Annotated in this window: 22 protein-coding genes; 15 read left to right on the top strand and 7 right to left on the bottom strand. The window is 37.3% G+C overall.

The window, feature by feature from the left end; translation table 11 throughout:
* Positions 1-110: 110 nt before the first annotated feature.
* From C9J37_RS21285 to C9J37_RS21240, 10 genes are all read left to right on the top strand, one after another.
* Positions 111-2,444 (top strand): penicillin acylase family protein, encoded by a 2,334-nt coding sequence (locus C9J37_RS21285; RefSeq protein ID WP_107896986.1) that lies wholly within the window; start codon positions 111-113, stop codon positions 2,442-2,444.
* 189 nt (positions 2,445-2,633) lie between these two features.
* Positions 2,634-3,005, top strand: a complete 372-nt coding sequence (locus tag C9J37_RS21280; RefSeq protein ID WP_024361340.1) for an ArsR/SmtB family transcription factor — start codon at positions 2,634-2,636, stop codon at positions 3,003-3,005.
* Entirely contained in the window at positions 2,986-5,109 is a 2,124-nt protein-coding gene (locus C9J37_RS21275; RefSeq protein ID WP_107896972.1) for a heavy metal translocating P-type ATPase, read from the top strand. The genes C9J37_RS21280 and C9J37_RS21275 overlap by 20 nt, the downstream gene beginning before the upstream one ends.
* Before the next feature lie 170 nt (positions 5,110-5,279).
* Positions 5,280-5,558: a late competence development ComFB family protein gene (locus C9J37_RS21270; protein ID WP_107896971.1), complete on the top strand. Its 279-nt coding sequence runs from the start codon at positions 5,280-5,282 to the stop codon at positions 5,556-5,558.
* 140 nt (positions 5,559-5,698) lie between these two features.
* Complete coding sequence (gene mntR / locus C9J37_RS21265) at positions 5,699-6,118, top strand: transcriptional regulator MntR (protein ID WP_107896970.1); 420 nt, start codon at positions 5,699-5,701, stop codon at positions 6,116-6,118.
* 145 nt (positions 6,119-6,263) lie between these two features.
* Positions 6,264-7,121 (top strand): CvfB family protein, encoded by an 858-nt coding sequence (locus tag C9J37_RS21260; protein ID WP_107896969.1) that lies wholly within the window; start codon positions 6,264-6,266, stop codon positions 7,119-7,121.
* Between the two features lie 137 nt (positions 7,122-7,258).
* Complete coding sequence (locus C9J37_RS21255; RefSeq protein ID WP_107896968.1) at positions 7,259-8,188, top strand: DUF1002 domain-containing protein; 930 nt, start codon at positions 7,259-7,261, stop codon at positions 8,186-8,188.
* Between the two features lie 131 nt (positions 8,189-8,319).
* Entirely contained in the window at positions 8,320-8,601 is a 282-nt protein-coding gene (locus tag C9J37_RS21250) for a GNAT family N-acetyltransferase (RefSeq protein WP_025220714.1), read from the top strand.
* Between the two features lie 328 nt (positions 8,602-8,929).
* On the top strand, positions 8,930-9,379 hold the full coding sequence (locus C9J37_RS21245; protein ID WP_025220713.1) for a GNAT family N-acetyltransferase: 450 nt from the start codon (positions 8,930-8,932) through the stop codon (positions 9,377-9,379).
* A gap of 72 nt (positions 9,380-9,451) precedes the next feature.
* Positions 9,452-9,763 carry a YbyB family protein gene (locus C9J37_RS21240; protein ID WP_107896967.1) on the top strand — a complete coding sequence of 104 codons (312 nt, stop codon included), beginning with the start codon at positions 9,452-9,454 and terminating at the stop codon, positions 9,761-9,763.
* 240 nt (positions 9,764-10,003) lie between these two features.
* Here the strand turns inward: C9J37_RS21240 and C9J37_RS21235 are convergent, their stop codons facing one another.
* The 3 genes from C9J37_RS21235 to C9J37_RS21225 form a co-directional block, all read right to left on the bottom strand.
* Complete coding sequence (locus tag C9J37_RS21235; protein WP_107896966.1) at positions 10,004-11,155, bottom strand: MFS transporter; 1,152 nt, start codon at positions 11,153-11,155, stop codon at positions 10,004-10,006.
* Between the two features lie 112 nt (positions 11,156-11,267).
* The gene (locus C9J37_RS21230; protein WP_024361330.1) at positions 11,268-12,788 is read right to left on the bottom strand and encodes a succinyl-CoA:acetate CoA-transferase ScpC; all 1,521 of its coding nucleotides are present in this window, start codon (positions 12,786-12,788) and stop codon (positions 11,268-11,270) included.
* Between the two features lie 296 nt (positions 12,789-13,084).
* The gene (locus C9J37_RS21225) at positions 13,085-13,735 is read right to left on the bottom strand and encodes a LytTR family DNA-binding domain-containing protein (protein ID WP_024361329.1); all 651 of its coding nucleotides are present in this window, start codon (positions 13,733-13,735) and stop codon (positions 13,085-13,087) included.
* 504 nt (positions 13,736-14,239) lie between these two features.
* Here C9J37_RS21225 and C9J37_RS21220 point away from each other — a divergent pair.
* The 4 genes from C9J37_RS21220 (at position 14,240) to C9J37_RS21205 (ending at position 17,429) form a co-directional block, all read left to right on the top strand.
* A complete protein-coding gene (locus C9J37_RS21220) occupies positions 14,240-15,034 on the top strand; it encodes a helix-turn-helix transcriptional regulator (RefSeq protein WP_024361328.1) in 795 nt (264 codons plus the stop codon).
* Positions 15,035-15,257: 223 nt separating this feature from the next.
* The gene (yidC, locus tag C9J37_RS21215; RefSeq protein ID WP_025220710.1) at positions 15,258-16,019 is read left to right on the top strand and encodes a membrane protein insertase YidC; all 762 of its coding nucleotides are present in this window, start codon (positions 15,258-15,260) and stop codon (positions 16,017-16,019) included.
* A 55-nt stretch (positions 16,020-16,074) separates the two neighbouring features.
* Entirely contained in the window at positions 16,075-16,323 is a 249-nt protein-coding gene (locus C9J37_RS21210; protein ID WP_107896965.1) for a hypothetical protein, read from the top strand.
* 338 nt (positions 16,324-16,661) lie between these two features.
* Positions 16,662-17,429 (top strand): M15 family metallopeptidase, encoded by a 768-nt coding sequence (locus C9J37_RS21205; RefSeq protein ID WP_107896964.1) that lies wholly within the window; start codon positions 16,662-16,664, stop codon positions 17,427-17,429.
* A gap of 464 nt (positions 17,430-17,893) precedes the next feature.
* Here C9J37_RS21205 and cls read toward each other — a convergent pair whose 3' ends face one another.
* The 3 genes from cls to C9J37_RS21190 all read right to left on the bottom strand — a co-directional run bounded on the left by cls (position 17,894) and on the right by C9J37_RS21190 (position 21,959).
* A complete protein-coding gene (gene cls / locus C9J37_RS21200; RefSeq protein WP_107896963.1) occupies positions 17,894-19,351 on the bottom strand; it encodes a cardiolipin synthase in 1,458 nt (485 codons plus the stop codon).
* A gap of 555 nt (positions 19,352-19,906) precedes the next feature.
* On the bottom strand, positions 19,907-20,704 hold the full coding sequence (locus tag C9J37_RS21195; protein WP_107896962.1) for a YwqG family protein: 798 nt from the start codon (positions 20,702-20,704) through the stop codon (positions 19,907-19,909).
* Positions 20,705-20,798: 94 nt separating this feature from the next.
* Positions 20,799-21,959: an MFS transporter gene (locus tag C9J37_RS21190; protein WP_107896961.1), complete on the bottom strand. Its 1,161-nt coding sequence runs from the start codon at positions 21,957-21,959 to the stop codon at positions 20,799-20,801.
* A gap of 478 nt (positions 21,960-22,437) precedes the next feature.
* Between C9J37_RS21190 and C9J37_RS28460 the strand changes: the two genes are divergently transcribed.
* On the top strand, positions 22,438-22,575 hold the full coding sequence (locus tag C9J37_RS28460; RefSeq protein ID WP_004232019.1) for an Lmo0850 family protein: 138 nt from the start codon (positions 22,438-22,440) through the stop codon (positions 22,573-22,575).
* A 79-nt stretch (positions 22,576-22,654) separates the two neighbouring features.
* On the opposite strand, the gene C9J37_RS21185 is transcribed toward C9J37_RS28460, so the two are convergent.
* Positions 22,655-23,842, bottom strand: coding sequence for an FtsW/RodA/SpoVE family cell cycle protein (locus C9J37_RS21185; protein ID WP_024361321.1), 1,188 nt, complete (start codon positions 23,840-23,842; stop codon positions 22,655-22,657).
* Between the last annotated feature and the right edge of the window lie 18 nt (positions 23,843-23,860).

Below are 23,860 nucleotides of genomic sequence, written 5' to 3'. Positions count from 1 at the left end.
AAAAAATGAGGCTATTCAGGTGGGGGGAAAGGATTTGATACGGCAAATAAAGAATATATTGCATAAGAGGGGGTTGTAAGGTGAGAAAGTTTAAGTGGAAAAAGTGGTTAATGATAATCGCTAGTGTGTTGGCAGTAGTCGCCATAACATCTTTCATTGTCTTTACGTGGTTTATGAATAAGTCAAAACCGATTATTGATGGAGAGCTCACTGTTAACATGCTTGATGAAGATGTGACGGTGACAAGGGATGACAAAGGAGTTCCACATATATTTGCCGAGACAGATGCAGATTTATATCGTGCTCAAGGCTATGTACAGGGGCAGGATCGGCTGTTTCAAATGGATTTAGCACGTAGGCAGGCAAATGGCCGCCTGTCAGAAATTATTGGTGAGGCAACGATTAATACAGATAAGCATTTCCGTACCTTTAGTTTACGAAATGCGGCTGAAAAATCATTGGCAGCGTATGATGCCGAAAGCAAGCAAGTGCTTGAATGGTTTGCAGAGGGAGTGAACACCTTTATTGAACAGGCAAAGAGCACGAATACGTTAAGTTATGAATTTGCGTTACTAGGTTACGAGCCAGAAGAATGGACGGTTGTAGACTCTTTAACCATCGGAAAATATATGGCATACGATTTAGGGGGCAATTGGAATACACTCGCCTTCCGACATTGGGCTTTACAAAACTTCGATGAAGAAAAGGCGAAGGAGTTATTTATTACTTATCCTGAAAATGCTTCATCGATTATAGAAGCAAATAAAGAAAATCCTGTTTCAGTGGCAGGTCAATTTAATCCTGCATTATTGCCAAATGAATTTAATGGCAGTAATAACTGGGTTGTATCTGGCGATAAAACGAAATCAGGTAAGCCAATACTAGCGGATGATCCGCATTTGGGGTTAAGTACACCATCTATTTGGTATCAAATGCATTTACAATCGCCAGAGCAAAATGTAAGCGGTGTTATATTTGCAGGCATTCCAGGAATTATTTTAGGTCATAACGATGAAATTGCATGGGGTGTAACGAATGTAGGCCCTGATGTACAAGATTTATATATTGAAAGGCCAAATCCAGATAATCCAACACAATTCCGTTATGACGGTGAGTGGGAACAAGCAGAGGTGCGCAAAGAACCGATAAAGGTAAAGGGTGGCGAAACGGTAGATTTTGAAGTTCTTGTTACACGGCATGGCCCGATTATGACAGACCTAGTATTTAAAGAAACGGAGCCTTCTGCCCAGTTTTCAATGCAGTGGACAGCGCTACAACCAACCGCTGAATTACGAGCAGTGCTCGGTTTTAATAAGTCCTCCTCTTGGCATGAGTTTGAGCAAGCATTAGAAGATTTTAAAGCACCTGCCCAAAATTTTGTTTTTGCATCTAAGGATGGCACAATCGCTTATAAAGCAAATGGGCAAATTCCATTGCGAAAGCAAGGGGATGGACAATTACCTGTGCCGGGTGATTCAAGTGACTATGGCTGGGAAGGCTTTATTCCGTGGAATGAGTTACCGACTGTTGTTAATCCAGAGGAGGGCTTTATTGCTACTGCCAATAATGAGGTGATTGGTGAGGAATATCCGTATCATATTACGGATTTTTGGGCGCAGCCATATCGCTTTGAACGAATTAAGGAAGTGCTAGAGGCCAATGATTCATTAACGGTTAAAGATATGATGAACTTACAAATGGATCAACATAATTTATATGCTCGTGAATTTATACCGGATTTATTAGCATCCATCAAAACGATGGATAAGGACAAAAAATATGCAAAGGTCATGGCGTTATTAGAAGATTGGAATATGGTGGATGCAAAAGAGTTGGGAGCCCCGTTAGTCTTCCATACGTTAATGGTACAAATACAAGAGGTATTGTTTAAGGAACAGATGCCAGAGGATATGTATAACATGATGTACGGGAAATTCAATATTACTGATCAACTTCTGCGTAAAGCATACGCAGGTGAGAAAAGTATTTGGATAGCAGAGCAAGGTGGTGTTGATGCCACAGTCTTTGAGGCGTTTGAGCGTACTGTTGGAAAAATTGAGGGACAGTTCGGAAAAAATGTGTCGAAGTGGCAATGGGGTGATTTCCACCAATTAACGTTTGATCACACATTAGGTAGTGCTTCACCGATATTTGCCGCATACTTTAATGCGAAGAAGGTGCCAATTGGTGGCTCGAAGGTGACGGTGCAGGCTGCTGATAATGATTTAGCTGGCAACGTAAATCATGGAGCGTCATGGCGTTTTGTTGCGGATGTCGGTAATTTGAACTCAGCTTACCATATTGTTGGACCGGGTCAAAGCGGTCATGTGAAATCGGACTGGTATCAAGATCAGGTGATGGACTGGGCAAATGGAAATTATCACGAAACCTTTGTTAACAAGGAAGCGATTAAAGGTAAAACAGTATTATTAAAGGCACAATAAAAACCCAGCGCAAGCTTTTCTTGCGCTGTTTTTTTTGTGCCAGTCACTCAAACAATTCGAACAATTCAACATATAATCAAATACCATTTTCGTGATAGTAATCATATACATTCAAATGCCCGTTTGAATATGATGGAATAATATGCTATATTTAAAACAATCAAACGAGTATTTGAATGAGGTGAGGAAATGGCAAAAGAAGTCTGTGAAGTGACGCATGTTAATGAGCAAGCGGTGACAAGGGTTCAACAGCAAATGCCTGACTTATCAGGTGTAGCGAAATTTTTAAAGGCATTATCTGATGAAACAAGACTTAAAATAGCGTATGCCTTAACTGTAGAGAATGAATTATGTGTTTGTGATGTGGCGACAATAATTGGGTCATCTGTAGCGACTGCATCACACCATTTACGTTATTTAAAAGATCATAGTTTAGCGAAATCGCATCGTAAGGGGAAGCAAATGTATTACGCTTTAGCTGACGAACACGTATACCAAATTGTAACGATTGCTTATGAACATGCGAAAGAAGGGATTACTAATGGCAGTAACACCGATTAAGCAAGAATACCGACTGCAAAACTTGTCCTGTGCTAGTTGTGCAGCTAAATTCGAAAAAAATGTAAAAGCGATACCTGACGTACAAGATGCACAAGTCAATTTTGGAGCTTCCAAAATCACGATTGTAGGAGCAGTTAGCGTCGATCAAATTGAAGAAGCAGGAGCATTTGACGGCATTAAAGTTTCACAATCTACGGCTAAAGCAAGTGAAGCAACAATTCCTTTTTATAAGAAAACCGAGAACATATTAGCTAGCGTATCACTGCTATTCGTTGTAGTTGGCTATCTATTATCTTCTGTTCGTGGAGAAGAAGACTTGTTGACAATTGCTATGTTTATCATTGCGATTATTGTTGGAGGCGTAAAGATATTTAAAACAGGCTTACGCAATCTTGCACGATTTGAGTTTGATATGAAGACGCTTATGACTATAGCAATAATTGGTGCTGCGATTATTGGGGAGTGGGAAGAAGCGGCTGTTGTTGTCTTTTTATTTGCAGTTAGTGAAGCACTTGAAGCGTATTCAATGGATAAGGCACGGCAATCAATTCGTCAATTGATGGATATTGCTCCGCCAACTGCCACGATTAAACGAGCACATGGCGAGCATTACCATGAGATGGAATTAGCAACGGACCAGATTGAAATTGGCGATATTTTAGTCGTGAAACCAGGTCAAAAAATCGCAATGGATGGCATTGTGCTCGCTGGACTGTCTGCAGTCAATCAGGCTGCTATTACAGGAGAATCGATTCCAGTCAATAAATCAGTAGGTGACGAGGTATTTGCGGGAACGTTAAATGAAGAAGGTGCATTAGAAGTACGTGTAACGAAACGTGTAGAGGATACAACGATTGCGAAAATCATTCATTTAGTAGAAGAGGCGCAAGCTGAAAAGGCACCTTCGCAACAATTTGTCGATCGTTTTGCGAAATACTATACACCCATTATTATGCTTGTAGCGTTGCTTGTAGCGATTATGCCACCTTTATTTGTAGGGGATTGGCAACACTGGATTTACCAAGGATTAGCAGTTCTTGTGGTTGGTTGTCCTTGTGCGCTGGTTGTTTCTACTCCAGTAGCTATCGTAACCGCTATTGGGAATGCTGCAAGACAAGGCGTTCTAATAAAAGGTGGTATTCATTTAGAGCAACTAGGCCATATAGATGCTATTGCCTTTGATAAAACAGGTACATTAACAAAGGGCACACCTGCCGTAACAGATATTTACACTCCTACGGAAATGCTAGAGGAAGATGTATTACAACTGGTGGCTGCTGTTGAAAAACAATCGCAACATCCATTAGCTAAAGCTATTTTAAAGGCATTACATGACAAACAACTGCCAGAGCTTATACCTACAGATTTTCAATCCGTAACAGGTAAGGGTGCTTATGCAACAGTCGATGGTCAAAAGGTTTATGTGGGTAGCATGAATTGGATTACAACATTAGCTCCAGTTGATGAAATGATGAAAGAACAGGTTCAAAAACTGCAAAAACAGGGTAAGACCGTAGTAGCGGCTGTTCGAGATGGGCACTTTATTGGCATCATAGCAATTGCCGATCAATTACGTACTGAAAGTAAAGAAGTACTGCAAAAGTTAAGTGCTTTAAAGGTGAAACATACTGTGATGTTAACGGGTGATGCAAAATCAACTGCTGAAGCAATTGCTACTACTTTAAGTATGAGTGATGTGCGAGCAGGCTTGCTGCCCGCTGAAAAATTATCTGCTATTAAAGACTTACGCACGCAGTACGGAGCAGTTGCGATGGTCGGGGATGGTGTTAATGATGCGCCAGCATTAGCTTCCGCGAATGTAGGTATCGCTATGGGTGGTGCGGGTACAGATGCTGCGTTGGAGACAGCTGATATTGCATTAATGGGTGATGATTTAACAAAGCTACCTTATACAATGGCATTAAGCAGAAAAACATTACGAATTATTAAAGAAAATATTATTTTTGCACTAGCCTTAAAATTAATTGCCTTATTGCTCGTGATTCCAGGATGGTTAACATTATGGATTGCCATTTTTGCCGATATGGGCGCAACATTACTCGTTGTCTTTAATTCTTTAAGGCTTATAAAACAGAAAAAATAATAGGTATAATGATGTGGTTGATGTAATTTTGTAGGTAAATATTCGTTTCAATGTATATTTATAATTGTTGTATAGATGCTACTAGCGATTCTTGAAAAGTGCTAAATTTCACGCTATTATTAATTGAGTAAAAATGTAACAATACATTATAAATGAGGCGAAAGTTTTATATGTCAGAACCTATTTTAGTAAATGTTACAGAGGAAATTGTGCGTGGTTTAGTAAGTTTTCTACTGCGAGGACCAGAATATCAAACATTTTGTAAATGTCAAATCTGCGAATTTCAAACAGTGGCATATGCATTAAATGCATTGCCTGGTAAGTATGTTACATCTAAGGAAGAGCGAGATGAAGCATTTAAAGCCATGAATACTCCTGAGAATATTGAACTGATTAACAGAGAAATTATTCGTGCATTACATGTGGTAAATAAGCATCCTCGACATTAGATAGAGCCCACTTCTACATTGAAGTAGGCTCTATTTATGTTTCAAGGAAGTGTTTATCTTGGTTATGTATTTTCAGTTAACTTTTAAGGTAAGCTTGTAGTAAACTAAAGAGTAAGAATAGGAAAGAGAGGGAATTAGATATGCCAACACCTAGTATGGAGGACCATATCGAACAAATATATTTATTGATTGCTAATAAAGGATATGCTCGTGTGTCTGACATTGCTGAAGCATTATCTGTTCTTCCTTCTTCTGTTACTAAGATGGTTCAAAAATTAGATAAAGATGGTTATTTAGTTTATGAAAAATATCGTGGGCTTACATTGACGCCAAGAGGAGAAAAACTTGGGAAACGTCTTGTGCAGCGACATGAACTGCTAGAGCAATTTTTGCGAATCATTGGTGTAGATGAAGAGCGTATTTACAATGATGTAGAAGGAATTGAGCATCATTTGAGTTGGAATTCAATTGATCGTATTGCAGATCTTGTGCAGGTAATGGAAGAAAATCCAGATATCGTAAAAAAATTAGAAGCTTCTAGAACACAACACAATCTATAGAGGGAATAGCTTATTCATAAGGATTTATGCAGCATTTTGAGACGATAATCTCTACGTTTCGTTGTGTGAACCCGCGCTAAGCTATGATGATTGTATACGGGGCTTATATATTTGCGAAATTGATGGTAAAAGAAAGGAAGACATTATGAACGAATTAAAATCAGGTGAAGTTGTTACTTTAACTGTATTAGAGCAACAAGCATCGAAATGGGTCTTAACAAATGGGGTAGTTGAACTGCCATTAAATGCTTCTGAAGTTACAGAACCACTAGTTGTTGGGGATCGTATTGAAGTATTTTTATTTGCGGATCGTCGTGGTGATTTAGCTGCCACGACTGCTATTCCAGCATTTGCCCAAGGCGAATACGGCTGGGCACGTGTTCTTCGCGTTGTAGAGCGAGAAGGTGCTTTTGTTGATATTGGTACTTCACGAGAAGTGCTAGTTAAAGCGGAGGACCTACCTGCGATAAAAGAAGTATGGCCGGAGCCAGGTGACCATTTATATATGACATTGCGAACAGATCGTAATGGAGATTTATTTGGTCGTTTAGTAACAGAAGAAAAGATTTCAGAGTTATACGAAGGTGCATTTGATGATATGCATAATAAAAATATTACTGCCCGTCCTTATCGTTTATTGCCAGTAGGATCATTTTTACTAGGTGTAGAAAAACCATATCGTATTTTCATCCACGAGTCAGAACGCTATGCAGAACCACGCCTTGGACAAGATGTTGAAGTACGTATTATTGATGTTAAAGAAGATGGCTCGATGAATGGCTCTTTGTTACCTCGTAAACATGAACGTATCACAGGAGACGCGCAGCAAATTTTAAGCTATTTACAGGATGTTGGTGGTAAAATGCCATTTAGCGATAAGTCTTCGCCAGATGAAATTAAAGAAATGTTTAATATGAGTAAAGCGTCATTTAAACGTGCACTCGGTACACTTATGAAGGCTGGTAAAGTGAAACAACAAGATGGCTGGACAGAAGAAATTTAACTTGTAGCTTTTATAAATACTAAGGAAATGACGAGAGATAAGCAAAGAAACCTTCTCGTCATTTTTTCGTACTAATAACTGTATGATGACATACATTATACAGGCTAAATGATTTCTAGCGAAAGGGGTCACACAAATTGAAAAAAATATGGGGGAAAATGCTAGTAGCTACGATGCTAGTATTTGGTGTGCTGGCACCAACAACTGGATTTGCAGCAGACAATACCACACCTGACAATACGACGCCAAATGCAATAGATGAAAAGCTAGGTGTACCAATTGTGGTGTATGGTGCAAACCTATCCGAAGCGGAAAAAGATTCTGTAAAAAAATCGTTAAAAGTAAATGAAAATCCTGAAGTTGAGGAAATAACAGTATCAGGGAATGACTTAGCTAAATACATTAAAGACAGTAATGCAAGCTCACGTATGTATTCTTCTGCCAAAATTACACGTAAAGATGCTGGTAAAGGATTAGTTATTGAAATCGTCACACCGTCAAATATTACACAAGTAACGTCAGAGATGTATGCAAATGCCATGCTGACTGCGGGGATTGAGGATGCGACCGTGCAAGTAGCCGCTCCAAAGGCTGTAACAGGTCATTCTGCGCTTGTTGGTATTTATAAGGCCTATGAGGTAACAACGGGTAAAACGTTAGATATAGAGCGTACGGACGTTGCCAATGAAGAACTATCTGTCGCAACTACAATTGCTGATTCTGCAGGAGTTGATGATGCCAAGGTAGCGGAGTTACTAACAGAAATCAAAAAGCAAATTGCTGAACGAAAGCCGGCAACGCGTGAAGAAGTGGAAAAAATCGTCCAAGAGCAGTTAGATAAATTAGAAATTAATTTAAGTGATCAAGATCGTCAGTTATTAGTTGATTTGATGGACAAAATTAGTAATCTAGATATTGATTTTAGTAAATGGTCCGAGCAATTAGATGATATTAGTAATACAATACAAGAAAAATTTGGCGCGCTGATGGAAGATGAAGGCTTCTGGACGAGTGTGAAAAATTTCTTTGCAGACTTAAAAGATACAATTTCAACATGGTTTAACTAATTGAAAAGCTCTCTGCCCTAGATGGCAGTAGAGCTTTTTTAATCTGTCCGAACTGTTAAACGAAACGTCGTCTACTATTTTTGTGAAAATGCAAAAAGCTATGGTACTATGAAAAAAAGGAGTGGTGAGAAATGGAATTCCAATTACAAAAAGTAGCGGAAAACAAACTAGCTTTTGTTTATAAGCAAGATGGGGAACAGTTAGCGGAAATTACATGGAAACAAGAAGGCCAAGTAATGGTCATGGATCACACTTATGTATCAGATAAGCTCCGTGGGCAAGGCGTTGCCAAAAAATTATTAGATCGTGCAGCAGATTATGCCCGTGAAAATAATTACAAAATGGTAGCTGTTTGTTCATATGTAGTTGCAGCATTTGAAAAATCTGATGCTTATGACGATGTAAAACAATAAAAATAAAGCAATCTGCTAAATAGCTTAGAGCTACTATGCGGATTGCTTTTTAGGTTTTAAAATAGAACTTTTCCATCTTGACCATTATAGAAAAACGATACCGTAAATAAGGAATGTTAAAAAGCCTGCGCCGCCTACTAAAGAAGCCATGTCTACCCAATCATATACTAAATCTAAATCTTTCATAAAGAGCATCCTCCTATCGTTTGTACTATTTCATTATTTCCCTCATATTGTCAGTACTAATCATAAATAAGTACAAAATAATAAAGAATTACGTAAAAATATTAGAATTATGCGATAATATCGACTAGGAGAGTGATTGTGAATGTCTTGGAAAATACAGACGTACGATGAATTAACGACGGAAGAACTGTATAAAATAATTCAGCTAAGAGTAAATGTTTTTATTGTTGAACAACAAACCTGTTATGAGGATTTGGATAACCATGATCAAAACTCTATACATTTATCATATGTTGAAAATGGAAAATTATGCGCCTATGCTCGTATATTACCCCCAGGTGAAAAATTTACAATGGCATCCATTGGTCGCGTAATAACAAGTCAGGAAATGCGGGGTACTGGACTTGGTAAAGACATGATTCGCTTAGCACTAGAGATAATTGAAGACAGATGGTCAGGTTCAGAAGTATTTATTCAGGCACAGGAATATTTAAAAAAGTTTTATAGCTCTTTTGGCTTTCAACAAGTTTCTGCGCCGTATATTTACGATAGCCTGCCGCATATAGATATGCTATACCAAGCAAAAAAATAATGTTTAGTCCTCTAAGAATAGGGAAAAGCTATAGTATAAGGCCAGTTTCTATATTTTTAGGAGGGATTTATGATGGCGAAGAATAAAGGGACAGGTGTTGTGCTTGCGGGATTAGCAGGATTTGCAGCATCTTATTTAAGCAAAAAAGAAAACCGTGATAAAGCAATGGATATGTTTAACAATATGAAAGCTAAGCTAGGATCTTTCATGAATACATCGAATGTGAATATGGATGATCGAGTTGCTGAGCGTATCACAGCCGAAGTAGCAACTGAAGCCGGTACAGCACCTACAAAGCTAGCTTCCAATGAAATGGTTTCTGAAGGTGGAGGACATACAGGCGTTCATTTCTACAATGAAGAAATACAAGAAAAAGAAAAGTAAGGTGCCAGGCACTCAAACAATTTTAAAGTAAAAATCCACCAAGACTCCAGCGGGAACGCACGCGATGTAAGTCACAACAAGTCGCGCATTAGCGAGGGTTGCGGCTTACGATGTGCCCGCCGGAAAGCGAAGTGGATTTTTTCGCTTCAAAAGATAGCACAATGCAAAGTGCCGGTATTAGTTAAAAGAAATAGTCCTACTACTATCCGTTTTTAAAAAATAGGAAGTCCAATACTCTACTTAAAGTGATGTATGGGACTGCCTCTTTTCATGTGGGATAAGTGTTACACCAGCAAAGGTGATTAAGACAATGCCTGTAAAGATAAACCCGCTGACTACACCAAGTGATAACCATCCGAGCAATGAGGAGCCTAGTACAACTCCCAATGAGAAAAATGCATAAAAATAGCCGTATGCTTTCCCACGGATTTCAACTGTCGTAGAATCAATTAATAACGAATTCACAGATGGGAATAACAAACCGAAGCCAATACCATAACAAGCCATCGCTATATAAAGGAGGGTACTCGAATCAGCCTGACTAATCAGTATTTGACTGACGCCCATTAAACCGATACCGAGGGATAATGTTTTTATCGGAGCTACTTTATCAAAAATACGATTTGTCGGCAATATAAAGACAAGTACAGCGACAATACCGAATGCACTCATTAATGTACCACTTAAGCGTGAGTCGAAGCCTAAAGTTTGGACTTTTAAAGGCAGTAAATAGGCAATAACACCTTGGGAAAACATTAAAAAGAATGCTCCTGAAAATGCCTTTAACGTACCTATATTATGAAAAAATACACTTATCGGGATATAAGTTTTAGAAGATGTTTTGTCCTTTTTGACATGATTAGCATGTAGTAAAAAGAAAGAAAGGATACCTAACACTAGCATAAAACTTGCAGTGATATTAAAGACAAAAGGTACACTAGTACGGCTTGCTAAAATACCACTAAATGCTGGACCAACAATGGCCGCAATACCTACAAATGCACCTGAAATGGCACTACCTTTGCCCCGTTTTTCTTGGTCGGTGGCATTAGCTAGAAATGTAAAGGCCGCAGGAACAATAAAGCCGGCAACCAAGCCATGTATAAAACGAACGATGAGGAGGGTAAGCGGTGCATCTACTAAATTATATAATGTTAATGATAGGCCCGTTGTCAGCAGACCGACAATTAAAATAACAAAGGGCCCTTTACGGTCGGTTAAAAAACCCGAAATAATATTCCCGAATGTATTAGAAAGAGAATACATACCAACTGCAAGTCCGGTTAAAAAGGCAGAGGCACCGAGTGATTCTGCATATGTACTCATAACAGGAAGCTGAGTAAATAGGTCAAAAAATGAAAAGAATATAATTAAATAGATAAATTTCTTCATAACTCCTCCGACTACTTATTACGACATAGTGGGTTTATTATACCATTTTCGACAAAAAAAGAACGCCTAATAAGTTTAAAACAACTTATTAGGCGTTCTAGAATTGCTACTATTAAGCTTTAGCAATTTCTTTTTTCATTGTTTTGTTTTTAGCAAGGTTTACGTGCCAAGAAAGAGCCTCTTCTAAAATATGAGGTGTTTGTTGGTTACCTGTTGCTTCTACAGCACGGTTGTAGTAATCCCATAATTGCTCTTTGTAATCAGGGTGTGCACAGTTCTCGATAATTAAAGGTACACGTTCTTTTGGTGCAAGACCACGTAAATCAGCAATACCTTGCTCAGTAACGATTACGTCAACATCGTGTTCTGTATGGTCTACGTGAGAAACCATTGGTACGATTGACGAAATTGCGCCACCTTTTGCATAAGATTTTGTTACAAAAATACCAAGACGGGCGTTACGAGCGAAGTCACCAGAACCGCCGATTCCGTTCATCATTTTTGTACCTGAAACGTGAGTAGAGTTTACGTTACCATAGATATCTAACTCAAGAGCAGTGTTGATTGAGATTAAGCCCAAACGACGGATAAGCTCAGGGTGGTTAGAAATTTCTTGTGGGCGTAAGCATAATTTATCTGCATAATGTTCCATGTTGCCGAATACACGTTTTTGTAGTTCTTCTGAAAGTGTGATAGAAGCTGCAGAAGCAAAATCTACTTTACCAGCATCAATTAAATTAAATACTGCATCTTGTAGTACTTCAGAGTAAACAAATAAGTGTTCGAATTCAGAATCAGCAAAACCGTCAAGTACAGCGTTTGCAACAGAACCTACACCAGATTGAATTGGTGCTAAAGTATTTGTTAAGCGACCAGCTTTGATTTCAGAACGGAAGAAATCAAGTAAAATGTTAGCCATTGTTTGAGTTTCTTCATCTGGAGGCACGATCATTGAAGGTGCATCTGGCTCTTCAGAAATAACAATTGCTTTAATTTTAGCAGGGTCTACTTTAATACCAATCTCACCAAGACGTTGGTTTGGTTTTGTCATTGGAATGACATCACGTTTACCTTGTTCGCCAGGAACATAAATATCGTGGATACCGATTAATGATTCTGGGTGAGAAATATTTAATTCAATAATAATATTTTCAGCGTATTGAGCGAAGATTGGTGAGTTACCAACTGAAGTAGTTGGGATAATATAGCCATCTTCAGTAATTGCAGCTGCTTCAATAATTGCATATTTAATTGGTCCGATAATACCTTGACGAACTAACTCAGCGTTGTGAGAAAGGTGAGCATCAACGTACATTACGTTACCAGCGTTGATTTGATTACGAATACCTGCGTCAGCTTGGAATGGTCCGCGTTTACGGATAACGCCAGCTTCAGCTAAATACTTATCTACTTCTGGTCCTAAAGAAGCACCAGTATATACATCAATTTGGAATTTTTCGTTTTTAGCACGTTCCACTAATGCCATAGGAACAACTTTTGCATCCCCAGCACGAGTGAATCCGCTCATACCTACTACATCACCGTCAGAAAGAAGTGCTGCAGCTACATCAGCAGATACGACTTTGCTTTCAAGCTCCTTATTACCTAAGCGTTTTTGAATGATTGCATCCATTAAAAAATCCTCCCCTAAATTTGATGGAAACCGATAACAAAACTAGAAAAAACGTGTAAGAATTTTCTGTTTATTTAGTTGTAGTATGACTCCAACCATTTGATTAATACTATCACCAATTTGTCACAAAAACTTTATAAATAGCATTAAATTAAGTAAACCAAGGAAAATCGAGCGGAAGGATGCTTTTTCGACAGAGAAAACGTTTTAATCTAGCGCTATGTATTATCTAAGCGTTAAATCAAAAAAGTACAGCAAGCCCTCCTTAAGAGGATACTTGCTGTACTAGGAGATAATTAGAAGCCTAAAGAACGACGGAAGTAACTTGCGTAGCGTTGACTAACCGGAATACGCGTTCCATCTTTCATAATTAATAAGAAAGTTGAATGTGAATCTGGTTGAATTTCATCAATATAATCGATGTTTACAATGTATGAACGGTGGCATCTAATAAATGAGTCTGGCGCTAAAAATAGCTCTAAATCACTTAAGTTTAAACGGTGATAACCTTCGCGCCCCATTGTTTTAACAAATGTTTTACGTAGCTGTGTTTCAAGATAAATCACTTGATCATGTTTAATCGGATACCAACAGTCATCGATTTTAATCGTGATGTAGTTTGTTAAAAATGCTGATGGCTTTTGTGGGAAGATAGCGGTAATGGCACCTTTTGTTTCGCCTTCTTCCATTAAAGGAATACTCATGCCATAGTAAGCAACACCAAATACATCAGGTTCGATATAAGTGCTGATTTTTTGCCCATAGCTTAAAGCTTTGTGTGCAGCTGAGCCTTCTTTGATAGGGTCACCCGGCTTAATTTTTAGATCAACCTTTTTGCTCGGTTGGTAGTACAAGTATTCATTTGTATCAGAAATTGCGATTGAAGTATTTTCAGGGAAAAACTCCTTAATAATCTCCATGATTTCTTCTATTTGCTTTGGATCCACTATTAGCACCTCATTTTAACTTTTAAAAATAGTATTATCATCTATTTTACTACATATTCGTATAAATTATATAGAGAAGATTTCGGAATAAAATAGAGATATGTCGATTGCTACATTAAAAAGATGAAAATTGACTTACATAAAATTCAAGGTATTATAATTAATTACTAATTATTTTTAATATGTATATGGTAAAATTTAAATGTCTATTAATAAGTTTACAAGGTTTCTACGGTATTTATATGATAAATTAGAACTAGGACGATGTATAAAATGTGGTTGAAAGGAAATCGCAAAATATGGTAAAATTCACTGTAAAGTATATTTTTTTTAATACTGGTGTTTAAGTTAGGTTATTTTTAAGCTATATTCAATATATAATTGTGTAATAGGACTCAATTCATATGATAAATAAGTAAATACTTTTTTCTTATTTTGAATTTGTAATTTGATGTCAAATATTGTAATGTAATTCGTGCACTCTGAGGAAAGATGGGGAAGATTATGCAACTACATCAACATTCTATGTCAGAAACGATATCAAAAAGATACTTCCAAGAAATCGATAATATTAACCAATACATCGGTGTAGAAGAATTTTTTAATATTGAGTCAAAATTAATATTTGAAATTTACCATTTAGAATCTGCAAAGGCTAAAAAATCTTTGCATGAATTAATTGATATTCTTTCTATACGTTTTGGCAAGCAGGTCATTAAAATAGTGCGAGGTTATTTTTCCGTTTTGTCGTCGATTGTTGCTCGTAAATTGCTAGACAATCAAGTACCTTCGAAGAAAGCCTTTGCGTTTAATATTGCTTGTAATGATATGATTGAAAATCAGATGAAAGACGCAGAATTTTTGCAATTTGCTGATGATTTGATTGATTTCTTTGTGTATTTTATCGCAGATAGAAAGCAACCGACTTTCCGTCATCAGACAGTCAATAAAGTGATTATGTATATTAATGATGAGTTAGAGAATGATTTAACTGTGGAGAGTATCGCGAATAACTTCCATATTAGTACGAGTCACTTGTCACGTATTTTCAGAGAACATGTGGGCATTACATTGGTCGAGTATTTAAATGTTCGTCGCGTAGAGGAATCGCAATATTACCTACGACATACGAATAAAAGTATTACATCCATTTCAGACCAATTCCATTTTTGTAATCAGAGTTACTTCACACGTATTTTTAAGAAATACACTGGAGTAACACCTAAACATTTTCGTGATGAGCTGCATCATGAATTTTATCGTTTTGAAATGAACGAGACGGAGATGCAAAACGCTTAATATTGTGGGACAATAAATAGCACTCAATGAATAAGAACATACTGTAAGATGCGATTGTATTAGCGATGCTAAAGCGCGCATCTTTTTTATGTGAACAAACTACCATTGTGTCACGCTTCCGTTAACGCCTAAGCGTATTTGATAAGTAGCGCTTGCTATTTGATAAAGGTAGTCTTAATAAGGTATACTTCACATTAGTTGAAAATTAATAGTAGGTGGAAAAATGAAAAATTTGAAGCTATTATCAATGCTTGGGCTTGTTGTTTTTGTATTAAGTGGCTGTAAAGCAGTTGAGAACAAAGAGGGCTTTTTCTATAGTGTTTTTGTAAAACCTATGGAATTTTTACTGGAGTTTTTCGGAAATGATATTTTTTCAGGTAGCTATGGTTTAGCAATCATCGCCATCACGGTCCTTATCCGTTTAGTCTTAATGCCGATTATGTTGAAAAACTATCGTCAGCAACAACTGATGAAAACGAAAATGGATGCCTTCAAACCTGAAATGGAAGCTGTTCAGAAAAAAATGAAGGAAGCAAAGACAAAAGAAGAACAAATGCAATATCAGCAAGAGATGATGGCATTGTACCAAAAACATGGTGTCAATCCGTTAAATATGGGTTGTTTACCAATGTTAATTCAAATGCCAATCATTATGGGTCTTTACTTCTCAATTTTATATTCTGCCGATGTGAAATCACATATGTTCTTATGGTTTAGCTTAGGTTCACCAGACATTGTGATGACAATAATTGCGGGGATTGTTTATTTGGTACAAGCACGAGTTTCTTTATGGACTGTACCAGAGCAACAAAAAAAGCAAATGAAGATGTTTATTTACATTTCGCCAATTATGATTGTCTTTATTTCTATGTCTTCTATGGCAGCGCTACCGCTTTACTGGTCTGTCAGCGGTGCATTACTAATTCTTCAAACGTATATTGGTCGAAAATATTATTCGGAGCATCCCGAAAAAGCAGAATCATAAATGAATGAATGTCGAGGCGCGTTGTAGCCTCGATTTTTTTTAGGAGGAAAACAGCATGAATACAAAATGGATATCTTCAATTTTAGTTGCAGTATTTAGTATTGCAGCTATTGTATGCATTATTATCGGCAATTTTAATTTAGCGGTGCTAGCAATGACCATAATGTTTGCTTTGTCAAATGGCTTTAGAGCGAAGAGTTTTAAGGAACAAGGATATGTTAAAGAGGCGAAATGGATGAAGTATATGGCAATCTTTTTCTCTATTGCTTCCATTGCGGTACTTATTATTATTTTTACAGAATAAGTGGAAATGCTACACTTAAAAATGTGAACAGTGATAAAATAAAACTATCAAAATATAGTGTATTAACTTGCTTTGGTAGAAGCCTTACCAATACAATAAGTGCCATGTATGTACTCGCAAACGGTGAGGGCAAACTTTGCTGAAACAAGTTAAATACCTGGTGGTTGTCAAAGATGTAAAAGAACCCTTTCGAGCCGTTTTGAAAAAATCTTAAAGACATTCCGCCGAGGTGTAATTGATTAAAGGTCTTAGGGTTGCTCAAACTCCCATTGAAACGACCTGATTTTGAAATCTCGTTTTGTTTAGCAACCCTGTATCTACACAAAAGGGGCAAAGAAATGAAAAAAAATCGACTACCACTTATTATTGGCGCTATTATTTCAGCGGCACTGATCGTATCTATTTTTATAGTGATTTACTATAAGAATAATCAAGTCAATGTAGCGTCAGATGAAGAACAACCAGTAGCAGAACAAGGCAAAAAAGACAATCCTACAAAAGAGCAACCAAAAACACCCGAAGTAACTGAACCACAAGAGCAGCCAGACGAAAATGGCTATTACCCAAATCAAGCAATGCCGACAGAGCCTACTTATATTGATGGTATTTTACTGGCTAATAAAAAATATCCACTACCATCCACATTTGCACCAGGTGAAAATCCAGAGGCACGTCAAGCGTTAAATAAGATGATAGCAGAAGCTAAACAACAGGGCTTTAACTTAGTCGCGTTTAGTGGATATCGTTCTTATGAATATCAAACAACATTATACAATAATTATGTTAAGCGCGATGGTCAGGCTGCTGCAGATCGCTATAGTGCACGCCCAGGCTTTTCCGAGCACCAAACAGGCCTAGCGTTTGATATTGGTGAAGTCGGCAAAGAAGATTTATGGTTGACTGAGGAGTTTGGTGAAACACCTGCTGGGAAATGGCTATTTGAGCATGCTGCAGAATATGGTTTCATTTTACGATTCCCTCAAAATAAAGAACATTTAACAGGTTATATGTATGAATCTTGGCATTATCGCTATGTTGGAATTGACATTGCTAAGAAAATGAAAGAACAGAATGTTACGTTAGAAGAGTATTTAGGCGCAGAATAAACAAAGAGCTTGGAGACAAAACCTCAAGCGAGCGTTAGCAATAAAAAGGCGATGACTTTAGCTCAGAACGTACGCAACGTTACGGTGTGCAATGGGGAAGTAACCACTGTAGCGAACCATAGCAAAAAGTGTTAGATTGAACCTAATCAATCTAACACTTTTTTGCTATGCCGTTGTTGTCCGCTACGACGGTGCTTTCCGCTCAGCACCGTAAGCCGCAACCCTCTGCTTGCGCGCGTATGCCCGCGTCTTACATTATGTGCTGTTCTGAGCTGGAGTCACCGCCTTCGCTACCAACAACTAGTGAACACTTCTAATTTTTTTAATTGCAAAAGCAAGAATAGCTAAGGTCTCCATATAGCAAAAATTTATGAACAGCTTTCCTCTATTCCTTAAGTTTTTCTAGTTATGTCCCCGCCTCTTTTTCTTTTGTTCTCACCCCATAAAAATAAACGAATGGGTTGTTATAATATCGGTGTTAATAAGCGAGAAATAGATTCCTTAAACTTTATCATGCTCGAACGATTTTGATACATTTCCCAAGTTAATTCTGTGCTATCTAAAATGTCCTTCTCAAATAGCTCAGCTAATTGATGGGAAATTTTAGAATCGTAAATAAAGGCATTTACTTCGAAGTTTAAACTAAAACTTCGGACATCGATATTTGCAGTTCCTACTGTAGATGCTTCATCGTCAATAATAATAGCTTTAGCATGAATAAATCCTTTTTCATAAATATAAACCTTTGCTCCTGCGCGTAATAATTGGCCCACGTAAGAGTATGTTGCCCAATAAACAAACATATGGTCCGGCTTATTAGGAATCATAATACGTACGTCAATGCCTGATAAAGTAGCAATTTTTATGGCGTCTAAAAAACTAATATCAGGAATAAAATAAGGCGTTTGAATATAAATATATCTCTTGGCCATATTAATCAGCTTTAAATAGCCGATTTTTATTTGTTCCCAATCGGAGTCCGGTCCACTCGAAACGATTTGTAAACCGACATCACCTTTTTTCGGGATAGCAGGGAAGTAACGGTCGGAATAACCCATCTTTTGCTGTGCACATGCTTGATTCCAATCTAATAAAAAGCGTGTTTGCAATGGGTGGACAGCGCTTCCTTCAATACGTAAATGTGTATCTCTCCAATAGCCAAATTTCTTTTGAAGTCCGAGGTATTCATCTCCTACATTAAAGCCCCCGATATACCCAATACGACCGTCAATTACTCCTATTTTGCGGTGATTTCTAAAGTTGAGGCGTGGGTTAAGCAGTGGGAATATGGAAGGGAAAAATACTTCTACTTCACCGCCTGCTTCAAGAAGTTCCTTGAAATGTCTCCTTTTTACATTACGAGAGCCCATTTCATCATATAAGAGCCTTACTTTGACTCCTTGTTTTGCCTTTTTAATCATTGCGTCAACAAGACGAGTACCTAAATTATCTAAGCGGAAGATGTAATATTGAATATGGATATGATCTTTAGCTGCTTCAATATCTTTTAATAGCTGTTCAAATTTGTCTGCACCATCGTCAAAAATAGCAAGGTGATTGTCTTGTGTTAATACCGCATTATTCGTTTTTAAATGCATATAAATCATTTCTTTATAATTTTCGGCATTTTCAATACGAAACTCAAATGTATTATCTCGAATGGTGTCTATTTGATAGCTAATCAGATTATCAATCCCAATATCTTTGCGCCCTTCCCAACGAAACAAATGTTTCCTGCGCAGTTGTCTGCCAAGTAGTAAATATAAAATAAATCCAGCTAATGGCAAGAAAAATAGGACAAGAATCCATGCCCATGTAGAACTAGCATCTTTACGCTCTAAAAATATAATTGTCATCGCAGATAAGATATTTACGAATAAAATTAAAGGTACTAGATATTCTACATTTGTAAAAATGCCCATTCCTGCACCCCTTTACTATATTTCACATTATATCTAGTATAGCTTACTTCACAGGTGGAAAGAAAGGACAGTAAGTGATTTGTTATCATCAAAAAAATTCCCCCCAAAAAAGTAGGGACAATGCCTTTGCGTTTTGCGACTTTAAGGGCATTGTTAGTAAACAGTAATCGAAATTAGGCAAGAGGCTGGGACAAAAGAGAAAAAGTGTTAGATTGATGGCAGTCAATCTAACACTTTTTTTCTATACCGTTGTTGTCCGCTATGGCGGTGCTTTCCGCGGGCACACACGTAAGCCGCAACCCTCGCTAACGCGCAGGTTTGTTGCGTCTTACGTTGTGTGCGTTCCCGCTGGAGTCACCACCTCCGCTATCAACAACTAGTGAACACTTCTAATTTTTTATTTAATGCAAATGCAAGAATAGCTAAGTTTGCTAAGCTCCCCATATAGCAAAAATTTATGAACACCTTTCCTCTGTTCCTTAAATTTTTTTAGTTTTGTCCCAGCCTCTTGCTAGTTTTGTATTCAGTTTCAAGGCAAGAGGTAAATCAGTTAGCTTATACATAATGTTCCCATTGAAATAGTATATCGCTAAAATCTTGTTGAAGAAGCTTATCACGATTGATAAAGAATTTCCCTACGCCACTATCCGCCCACATAATACCGAACTCATCATTGGAATCTATTTGTAGTAAAAGTACATCATACCGTTGTAGCAGATGAGATTCGTGCCGAATGTCTTCCTCTAAAAAATATGCGTATCCGCCTATTTTAGCGCCAGCTCCTAAAAAATGCTGTAAGTAGATTTCGTGCAAATTAACATCATGGTTTAGGGTGCATATTAGACTCGGTAAATAGTGTACAGCTCGATAATCTAAAGCTGAGACAGGTTCCTGTGTAAAGTGGAATTGTAGCGATAACTCTTCTTTAATAGGAAACCAATCATCTGTGGTTACAGAAGGTTTTTCTTGTGTTGGCATTGCTGTTTTTGTTTCTAACGTTGGGTAAAATCGTACTTTATAGAACTGTTGAAAAATGTCTTCCTTATAATGTGCCGCATTGGCAAAAATATTAGATGAAATAAAAAATTGTAAAATACCTTGAGTAGGAAAATCTTGTATTGTTGGTATTTCTGCAAAATTTATTTGAGCTAATAAACGCATCGCTTCACCAGTAATGTCCTTTGGAACTGTTTGATAATAAGGTAAATAAGGTTCACCGGCGAACTTACTTTCTGTTATTTTAGTGGAACGTTTACATGGCGATATAGTAATCGCAGACAGTAGCGAATCTTCAATTTCAGAACGTAATGGTTCAAGCTCTCTAGGAAGAGAAAAATTGATTGTTTTATTCATGCAGTATCCTCCGAGTTTACGCTTTCAAACATGGATGTCATATAAGTTTAACAAATACATCTGTTTCTATTAGTTACGACATATAGTACGAAAATTATTCAAGCCTTAAAGTTTTATTTGAAGCCTTATAAATAAAGATTAAAATAATCGAGATAATTGCGATAGCTGCAGCAATATAGTAGCCAAGATTAGATTGCATCGTAAATAACCATGTGAAAAATAGAGGCCCGAGAATACGCCCTAAATTATCCATAGAGTAGGAAAGACCTGCTGCTGTCCCATATTGGCCGCCAGATTCTTTGGAGGATAATGACACGACACATGTTCTTGCAAGGGCATTTCCGGCTGTAAAGATACAAAGTGCAAAACCTGCCATCAATAGATTGCCTGTTAGAGTGAATAAAAGCATACCGATTGCTGTAATGATTTGAGCTCCAATGAGCCAAGATGTTTCTGTGCCATTTTTAATGCGACGAACAACGCCACCTTGTATGGCTGCATCTACAAAGCCACTAAACATAAATAAATAACCGATTTGCAAAGGTGTTATTTGTATACGATCAATTTGAAAAAGCTGGAATGTTGCTTCTACTCCTGCGAGCATAAAAGTCACTAAGAACGAGAACATAAATAAATAACGAACACGGTATTGAAGCATTTTGCCAACACCTTTTGGGACAATTGCTCTTTTTATTACATCTTTTCGTTTTTCTGGTTCTTTTAAGACGAAAGTTGCATAAATAAATAATAGCGCGATTAAAGCTGCTGATGCGATAAATGGCAATTGCAAGCTATAATTACCTAACATGCCGCCAATTGCAGGACCGAAGATAAAACCTAGACCAATGGACATGCCCATGAAACCCATGTACTTATTACGATCTTCCTCGCTCGACATGTCACCAATAAAACCTGTTACAGCTGTATACAACGCACCTGAGAATAAGCCACCCACGATACGTGATACGTATAACATTGTTAAATGGTCAATGAACATTGAAAAAATAATGAAACTGAGACTGAATCCTACCAATCCTGTTAAAATGAGTTGCTTACGACCGACTTTATCAGAAAGCTTTCCCCAAAGTGGTGCGGTAAAAAAACTTGCAAGAGAATACACTGTCAGTAAACCGCCTACATGGATGTTTTGCCAATCGTTTTGTACGATGACCTCTGGTAGGACAGGAATAATAATTCCAAAGCCTAGGTAGACGAGAAACTGTACTGACATTAAGAGTAAAATTGGTTTTATCATTTAATTTCCTGCTTTCTTACAATATTTCAGTATGTATATTCTACCTCTCTTGTTCTTGCTATTACAAGGGTACGGTAGGGGAAGCATTTGAAACCAAGACAAGGATTGATTTAGTTTATGTTCAGTTATTATTTTGCGTAACCGTTCATCCACAATAGTTATCTCTTCTTTCATTCCCTCTTTTGGTAGAAGCTTGTTCCTGCTGGCTGGTCAAAAAATAATGAAGAACAACGAATAGAATTGATTTGATGGGTTAATAATGTATTTATCAAATTTTATTCTATAGTGTATTTTGTTTGCCTAAAAAAGTGACATTTAAACATAATTTACATTGTAACAAAATTGAAAAATATTAAAGGCGAGTTAAATGGTATGATAGATACAGATAAACTCGTCTGACATCTAACACTTAGAAAAAATGAAACTTTTTTGGAAATAAAACGTTATATAAAATCGAGAAAAGATTGAGGTGGAATGTATGACGAAGGAAGTAGATTTGAAAAAGATTGTTTCGAATTTATCGAAGTTGGGTGTGACAGCTACTGTAACAAAGTCTCGACTTGAACTTTTAAAAGTGCTCACACCACCAACGCAAACTCCGCAAGTTCAAGCTTAACTCGTTTTACAAAAAAGAATGGATAGTTCTCTTTGGAAAGTAGAGAGGCTATCCATTCTTTTTTTATTATTTAAATTTCTTAATCCTCTTCATCGTACGTTGTAAACATGTAAGTACGATAATGGAAACGCATGCTAAAGACTAGCCCGATGGCCAAGGCATTGCCCATTAAAGAACTTCCCCCATAACTTATGAATGGAAGTGGAATACCTGTAATCGGTAGTAGTTGTATTGTCATACCAATGTTTTCGAATACATGGAACGTAATCATCGCTATAATACCTGCACAAACATAAGTTGAAAAAGGGTCTTTCAATAATAATGTTGTTTTAGTTAAATGATAGATTAACAAAAAGAAAATACAGATTACTATACTTGCACCGATAAAACCCCATTCCTCACCGATAACGGTGAAGATGAAGTCCGTATGATTTTCGGCTACGTACACTTCGCGACCACGGAAGCCTTTACCGAAGATTTCACCAGACCCAATAGCATTTAAGGAAGTAATCAAATGGTAACCATCACTCGATGAATACGAATATGGATCCAGCCAAGAGTAAATTCTGGCAAACTGGTACGCTTTAAAGCCAAATGTTTTCTCTAAAAATTCCTGCATGTAAAGTGCCATCCACAGGAGGCTTCCCCCGACGACAGCGCCACCTAAAAAAGTAGGTAATAAAATTTTCCAAGAGATACCTGCTACAATAACGAGTGCAGCAGTAATCGCAAAGAAAACAAGTGCTGAACCAAGGTCAGGCTGTTTCATAATAATACCAAGTGGTATAATCAACGTTAAAGCGATTTTACCTAGTAAAATGAAGTCAGATTTAATGGATCTTAAAGAGTAGACTTCATGATGCTTACTAATAAGGCGGGCGAGCGCTAAAATGTAAAAAGTTTTCATAAATTCGGAGGGCTGGATATTACCAAGTGGTGTATGGAACCAGCTTTTAGCACCATTCACAGGCTCACCAATTTGGCCTTTACCTTCCGGCATGAAAATAAGCAAAACTAAAAGAGCAATTCCAGCTCCGTACATATACCAAGCCATTTTTTTATATTGATCAGGCTCGAAAAACATAATGACACCGATAATAAATGCACCAATTACATACCATCTTAGTTGCAAAGGTACGTAATTAATACCATATTGTCCGGAAGTTTGAGCGGATGCAATTGCTAATAAACTAATGACAAGAAAAGTGAAAAGTATAAAAGCGAGCGTCCAGTCAAAACGGTTCACGAAATTTCGTTTATTTTCCATAAAAGCCACCTAAAATAA

Source organism: Lysinibacillus mangiferihumi (assembly GCF_003049665.1).
In the GTDB taxonomy this organism is placed as follows: Bacteria; Bacillota; Bacilli; order Bacillales_A; family Planococcaceae; genus Lysinibacillus; species Lysinibacillus mangiferihumi.
The sequence above is the reverse complement of the archived record's forward strand: the minus strand, read 5'-3'. Positions and strand labels throughout refer to the sequence as shown.